General features: G+C 61.1%; 6 protein-coding genes and 1 pseudogene. 6 read left to right on the forward strand and 1 reads right to left on the reverse strand.

Annotated elements, in window-relative coordinates; genetic code table 11:
- Window positions 1-50: 50 nt before the first annotated feature.
- Window positions 51-368: pseudogene (locus tag EN750_RS14435) on the forward strand (DinB family protein); the annotation flags it as partial.
- A gap of 111 nt (window positions 369-479) precedes the next feature.
- Here the strand turns inward: EN750_RS14435 and EN750_RS14440 are convergent.
- A complete protein-coding gene (locus tag EN750_RS14440) occupies window positions 480-1439 on the reverse strand; it encodes a LysR substrate-binding domain-containing protein (RefSeq protein WP_027037936.1) in 960 nt (319 codons plus the stop codon).
- Window positions 1440-1549: 110 nt separating this feature from the next.
- On the opposite strand from EN750_RS14440, the gene EN750_RS39440 reads away from it, so the two are divergent.
- From EN750_RS39440 to EN750_RS14470, 5 genes are all read left to right on the forward strand, one after another.
- Window positions 1550-2383: a hypothetical protein gene (locus EN750_RS39440; RefSeq protein ID WP_189526205.1), complete on the forward strand. Its 834-nt coding sequence runs from the start codon at window positions 1550-1552 to the stop codon at window positions 2381-2383.
- Between the two features lie 45 nt (window positions 2384-2428).
- Entirely contained in the window at window positions 2429-3355 is a 927-nt protein-coding gene (locus EN750_RS14455) for a DMT family transporter (protein ID WP_127396815.1), read from the forward strand.
- On the forward strand, window positions 3348-3551 hold the full coding sequence (locus tag EN750_RS14460; protein WP_024504288.1) for a hypothetical protein: 204 nt from the start codon (window positions 3348-3350) through the stop codon (window positions 3549-3551). Before EN750_RS14455 ends, EN750_RS14460 begins: the two co-directional genes overlap by 8 nt.
- Before the next feature lie 162 nt (window positions 3552-3713).
- A complete protein-coding gene (locus EN750_RS14465; protein WP_127268153.1) occupies window positions 3714-4163 on the forward strand; it encodes a MucR family transcriptional regulator in 450 nt (149 codons plus the stop codon).
- A 124-nt stretch (window positions 4164-4287) separates the two neighbouring features.
- Window positions 4288-6165, forward strand: a complete 1878-nt coding sequence (locus tag EN750_RS14470; protein ID WP_127268152.1) for an ABC-F family ATP-binding cassette domain-containing protein — start codon at window positions 4288-4290, stop codon at window positions 6163-6165.
- Window positions 6166-6230: the final 65 nt, after the last annotated feature.

The raw sequence follows: 6230 nt of genomic DNA on the forward strand, positions 1-6230 counted from the left end.
GTCATTGAGGCCGCCGACCCAATCGATGATCCTCCTGTCCTCGGCTTCACGCGCCGACGACACTGGATGCCATCCTGCATTGGGGGTTGACCGGCCTGCGGGCGGCGCGTGAAGCCGAGGACAGGAGGATCATCGATTGGGTCGGCGGCCTCAATGACAAGGCGTTGACGGGCCGCTTCACCTACATGACCGTTTCGGACATGCGCACCGTCTCGCAAAGGCTGGCGCCGGCGCTGGATCATGTCTTCAACCACCAGACCCACCATCGCGGCCAGGCGCATACGATCCTGACCATCCTGGGACGGCCAAGCCTGGGGTTGGACCTGATGCTTTTTCAGCGGACCGAGGAGGGCAGAGCTTTCGCCTGATTCGGTGCCGTCCGAAGGTCGAAGAGCTTGCGCCTACTATCGCTGCATTTTGTGCTGCAGCATTGTCTTTGCATCTGAAATTAGCCGGCACACCGGATACTTGCCCGAGATTCAGGCGGCCGTCGAAGCCTCGCCCCTGATTTCGCTGTCCAGTTGGCACTGCGTCAGAGCCGCTTCCGCCATCACCCACTGCTTGAACAACTGGACCTTGCGTGCGGCAAGGCCTCTCAGCGGGGAAACAAAATACCAACCAGCCGTGTTCGGGTGGTGGACGGCGAAGGGAGCCACCAGCCTTTCGGCGCGGATGTCGCTGGCCATATAGGCACGGTTGGCCACCGCAAAGCCCATCCCGGAATTGGCTGCCTCGTAGGACATCATGCACGAGTCGAAATAGATGCTCTTGGTCTCGCTGAGCACGAAGCTGGCGCCGGCGAAACCAAGCCAGGATTGCCAATTTTGGGTGCAGGTGTCGGAATGCAGCAGGGTGAAGTGCTTGAGGTCGTCCGGTGTCACCTTCGACAGCCGCTTATCGCCGAGAACTTCGTGGAACAGCTTGCGGCTGCACACCGGTGTCAGGTCTTCGCGAAACAGCAGATCGGATTGCAGCCCGTGAAAGTGACCGTCGCCATAACGGATTTCGAGATCGAATTCCGAGGCCGTGAACTCATGCGTCGCGTAGGAGGTCGAGACCCGCATTACGATATCGGGATATTGCTGCTGGAACAGCGGCAGGCGCGGAAACAGCCAGCGTGCCGCAAAGGTCGGCAGCACCGATATTTTTAGCACATGCTCCTGCGATTGCCCGGTCGCTTCCATGCTGGCGGCGACGATTCGCTCCAGCGCCTCGCGAACGCGCGAGACATAGGTCTCGCCCTCCGGCGTCAACGACACCGCATTGCCGCCGCGCTGGAAAATCTTGAAACGAAGCTGATCCTCAAGGCTTTTCACGCGCTGGCTGACCGCTGAAGCGGTAATAAACTGTTCTTCGCCGGCACGCGTGAAATTACCGTGCCTCGCAGCACTCTCCACGATTTTAAGCGAATTGAGGTTGACCTGACTGAGCAGACGCACGGTTTCGACCTTAAGCTTGGCTTACACTAGCACCAGCATTCCTAATTTTACAGGGGTGGGTGAATTAATCGACTGTTTACCAAGTGTTGCCCCCATCCTGGAGAAGTACAATGAACGCCCATACCATTCCCGAACTGCGTTATGCGATGAGCCGCGAAGCCATTATCGGCCATGAAACCGCCTGGAAAGTGTCGAGTTTCGGTGTCGCGCAATATTTGCACGGCTATGACCCGGCACTGCTTGCAGCTATCGAGGAGGCTGCCCTGAAGCTCAAGGCCAGCCATGCCGTGCACAAGCACCTCGATCTGACCTTCATCACCGGGGCCGACCGTTTCATCCCCCAGATCAAGGAATTGCTGCATGACAAGCTGCGCCTGGAGCGGCTGTCCGACATGATGGGCACCAAGCTGGAGCCCTATCCGCTATCGATCGTCGGCTCGACGGTCACCTTCATGAATCCAAAGGACGGCGCCGTGGAGTGGCATTGCGATGGCGTTCCGGTCACAGAGCTCATTCCGCTGTCGATCAGCAATCCGCTGGTCGGCGGCCACCTCGAAATCTACTGCGACGACTCCGAAACCGGCCGCGCCATTATCGAAGCCGGCCGCGAAATCCCGCGCAACAGTGTCATGCGCATCGATCACAAGATGAACTACGCGACGCTCGGCCAATTCCTGGGCGTCCTGCATCGCACCGCTCCGATCCGGTTCGGCGAGCGCGTCACGCTGGTGCTCAACCAGCGCTCGGTGGCCAAGCCCTATGTCGACGATAACAGAATGTTCTATCTCGCCGCCGACAACGACCACGACCGTGAGTGGGTCAGCGAACTGGCCGAAGATGTCTGGACCAATCAGCTGCCGGCCTATCGTCGGTTCGAGGCGGAGCATCCCGTGCCCACCGCCGTCGAGGCACCGGTTCCGGGCGGCGCCAGGGAATCATGGTAATGAACCATGACCCCGATAAGTCGGAACCGGTTTTCGGACAGGATCATGGTCGAACAGCAACATAGAGTCCCATGCCGATTGTTTCGGCAGGGATCCGGCTCGATATCCGCGTTGGTCTTCGCTGCCGGTGCGGTGGCGTTGTGGTCCACCAATGCCCTGGTCGGCAAATCCCTGCTGGCCAGCCACCCGGTGTCGCAGGTCCAGTTCCTGCAATTTGCAGGCGCAGCACTCGTCTTCGCCGCTATCAGATTGATGAGCCGCGAAAGAGTAGTACCGGTCACCGCCGGGGCGGCGCTCATCTCTCTCGCGGTCGGCTTCATCGGCCTGGTCGGCACCATTGTGCTGCAATACATCGCCTTCGCTTCGATGCCGGTGATCGAGGCCAATCTGGTGGCCTACACCTGGCCGTTGATGGTCGCGGCGGCAGTCATTGCCTTGGAAAATCCGCGGCGTCCGGCACTGTTGGGTCTCGCCGCGGTGGTGGGCTTCATCGGCGTTGCACTGGTGATTTCGGGAGGGCGCAACCAATCCTGGTTCGAAGGCGATCTGGTCGGCTATCTCGCCGCATTCGGGTCCGCGCTATGCATGGCCTTCTATTCGATCATGGTGGGACGGGTGGCCACTCCAGCGGATCGCCTGTTGCTGCCATCGTCTTTGATTGGCGTCGCTTTGATGTTTCTGTGGTGCGCTCGCGACGGTTTCACCTGGCCCGTCGGCGGGGATCTGGCCCTCGGCCTTTATCTCGGCGCCGGTCCGATGGGCCTGGGCTACTATTTCTGGTCGCGCGCCTTGAAGCTTGAAGGCAGCGGCAGGGTCGCGGTGGTCGCCTATCTCACGCCGATCGCCTCGACCCTGCTTTTGACCTTATCCGGCGAACGGCTGACGGTGACGGCCATTGTCGGAGCCATCCTCGTCATCGGCAGTTGTGTCGCGGTCGGTGTGGAACGTTCGGAGGTCGAAAACCATGTTTGACGAGAATGAGCGTCTGGCCATTCAGGAAGCGCATTGGCTGATCGACGAATTCGGCGCCGAGGCACCGCTCTACGCCGCGATGAGGGCCGAAAAGGCCATAGAACAAAAGGATTTCGCGCGTTGCGCCCGCTGGAAGCGTATTCTGGAGATATTGGACGAAAGTCCTGCCGCTAAGTCTGCTGGTTCCAAGTATTAGATTTTCTAATTTGCACGGCGTCGATTTCGCATGAATGCTATTTTTGCCGATTCTTCATTCTTTTATGAGACTTGGCGGTCCGTTGGGGGACGCGGTTAAAGAGATACATCGACACAAGTCTTCGCTGGGGTGGAGGATTTTGTCGCAAATAAGGTGAAAGAATTGTCAAATATCGATGATAAGACCGTTATCGAGCTGACGGCCGATATTGTCTCGGCCTATGTAGGCAACAATCCGCTTCCTGCTGCCGGCCTGCCTGAGTTGATTGCCAGCGTCAGTGCTTCGGTTCGCAAGCTCGCTGGTGCAGTTGTCGCGGAAACTCCAAACCTGGTTCCGGCAGTCAATCCGAAGAAGTCGGTGTTTCCCGACTACATCATTTGCCTTGAGGACGGAAAGAAGTTCAAGTCGCTCAAGCGGCATCTGCGGACCGACTACGGCCTGAGCCCGGACGATTATCGGGCCAAATGGGGCTTGCCGCCGGACTATCCGATGGTTGCGCCAAACTACTCGGCGACGCGATCGGCGCTGGCAAAGTCGACGGGACTTGGCCGCAAGCCGGCAGCAGCGCCGGCCGCTGTCGCCAAGGCAACGAAGCGCAAGGCGACTGCCTGAGAGCAGGCAAGCCACTGTTCGGCTGCTTTGACGACGCCCTCGCTGGCGTCGTTTCGAGGCCTTGTGCGGCCAACTGGCCGGCAAGGCCTTGCGAAGCGTTGATGTCCGGTGCAAAAGCGCGGCCATGCTGATCATCAACGACCTATCGCTCCGCATGGCCGGACGCCTGCTTCTCGACCATGCCTCGCTGACCTTGCCGGCCGGCACCAAGGCCGGCCTTGTCGGCCGCAACGGTACCGGCAAGACGACGCTGTTCAAGGCCATCACCGGCGATTTCCCGTCCGAGACAGGCTCGATCAGCCTGCCGAAGAGCACCCGCATCGGCCAGGTGGCGCAGGAAGCGCCGGGCACCGAGGATGCGCTGATCGAGATCGTGCTCAAGGCCGATCTCGAACGCACGGCGCTGCTCGAAGAAGAAAAGACGGCGACCGATCCGCACCGCATCGCCGACATCCATATGCGGCTGGCCGATATCGACGCGCACTCAGCCGAATCCCGCGCCGCCACCATTCTCGCAGGCCTGGGCTTCGACGACGCTGCGCAACGGCGTCCGGCCTCGTCCTTCTCCGGCGGTTGGCGCATGCGCGTGGCGCTTGCTGCGGTGCTGTTTGCCGAGCCGGACCTGCTGCTGCTCGACGAGCCGACCAACTATCTCGATCTCGAAGGCACGCTGTGGCTGGAAAACTACGTGTCGAAATATCCGCACACCGTGCTTTTGATCTCGCACGACCGCGACCTGCTCAACCGCGCCGTCAATTCGATCGTCCACCTCGACCAGAAGAAGCTGACCTTCTGGCGCGGCGGCTACGACCAGTTCGAACGTCAATATACAGAGCAGAAGGAATTGCAGGAGAAGGGCCGGGTCAAGCAGGAGGCCGCGCGCAAGCACATGGAATCCTTCGTCGAGCGGTTCCGCGCCAAGGCCTCCAAGGCGAGACAGGCACAGTCGCGCATCAAGGCACTGGAAAAGATGAAGCCGATCGCGGCCCTCGTGAACGATTCGGTGCGGCCGTTCTCCTTCCCCGAGCCGGTGAAGACGGTGGCCTCGCCGATCGTGGCGCTGAACAACGTCAATGTCGGCTACACCGAGGGTCAGCCGATCCTCAAGAAGATGACGCTGCGCATCGACGCCGACGACCGCATCGCGCTGCTCGGCGCCAACGGCAACGGCAAGTCGACCTTCGCCAAATTGCTGTCCGGCCGGCTCAAGCAGGAGAGTGGCACCATGACGGTGGCGCCCGGGTTGAAGGTGGCGATCTTCGCCCAGCACCAGCTCGACGACCTCCGGCCGGACGAAAACGCCTACGAGCATGTCCGCCGGCTGATGCCGGAGGCCCCGGAATCGAAGGTGCGCGGCCGCGTCGCCCAGTTCGGCCTCACGACCGAGAAGATGAACACCGCCGCCAAGGATCTGTCGGGCGGCGAGAAGGCGCGGCTGCTGATGGGGCTGTCGGCCTTCGAGGGCCCAAACCTGTTCATCCTCGACGAACCGACAAACCATCTCGACATCGATAGCCGCGAATCGCTGATCCATGCCCTGAACGAATTTCCCGGCGCCGTGATCCTGATCTCGCATGATCGCCATCTGCTGGAGGCAACCGCCGACCGCCTGTGGCTGGTCAAGGACGGCGCGGTCAACCCCTATGACGGCGATCTCGAGGACTACAAGACGCTGGTCACCGGCGTCTCCGGCGACCGCCGCGGCAAGCGCGAGGCCGACAAGGCATCAAAAGCCGACCGCCGCCGCGATGCGGCGGCTCGCCGCGCTGCCTTCGAGCCGCTGGCCAAGGAGATCCGCGCCACCGAAGCGCTGATGGACCGCATTCGCAAGCGCATCGACGGCATTGAGGACGAACTGTCCAATCCGGCGGTCTACGAGAAGGATCCCTCGACGGCGACACGGCTGGCGAAGGAGCGCTCGCAACTGGCCCAGACGCTGGCCGGCCACGAGGAAAAGTGGCTGACCATGTCGGCAGAGTATGAGGAAGGCACGGCGGAGTGATTACCCTCCCCCTTGTGGGGAGGGTCGATCCGCGAAGCGGAGCGGGGTGGGGGTCTGCGCCACAC

Origin of the sequence: Mesorhizobium sp. M7A.F.Ca.ET.027.03.2.1 (assembly GCF_003999175.1) — a bacterium.
In the GTDB taxonomy this organism is placed as follows: domain Bacteria; phylum Pseudomonadota; class Alphaproteobacteria; order Rhizobiales; family Rhizobiaceae; genus Mesorhizobium.

What these genes read in the sequence shown, in the direction of transcription:
- EN750_RS39440 (WP_189526205.1), top strand. Translation starts at nt 1,550, where the DNA reads ATGAACGCCCATACCATTCCCGAACTGCGTTATGCGATGAGCCGCGAA.
- EN750_RS14455 (WP_127396815.1), top strand. Translation starts at nt 2,429, where the DNA reads ATGGTCGAACAGCAACATAGAGTCCCATGCCGATTGTTTCGGCAGGGA.
- EN750_RS14470 (WP_127268152.1), top strand. Translation starts at nt 4,288, where the DNA reads ATGCTGATCATCAACGACCTATCGCTCCGCATGGCCGGACGCCTGCTT.
- EN750_RS14460 (WP_024504288.1), top strand. Translation starts at nt 3,348, where the DNA reads ATGTTTGACGAGAATGAGCGTCTGGCCATTCAGGAAGCGCATTGGCTG.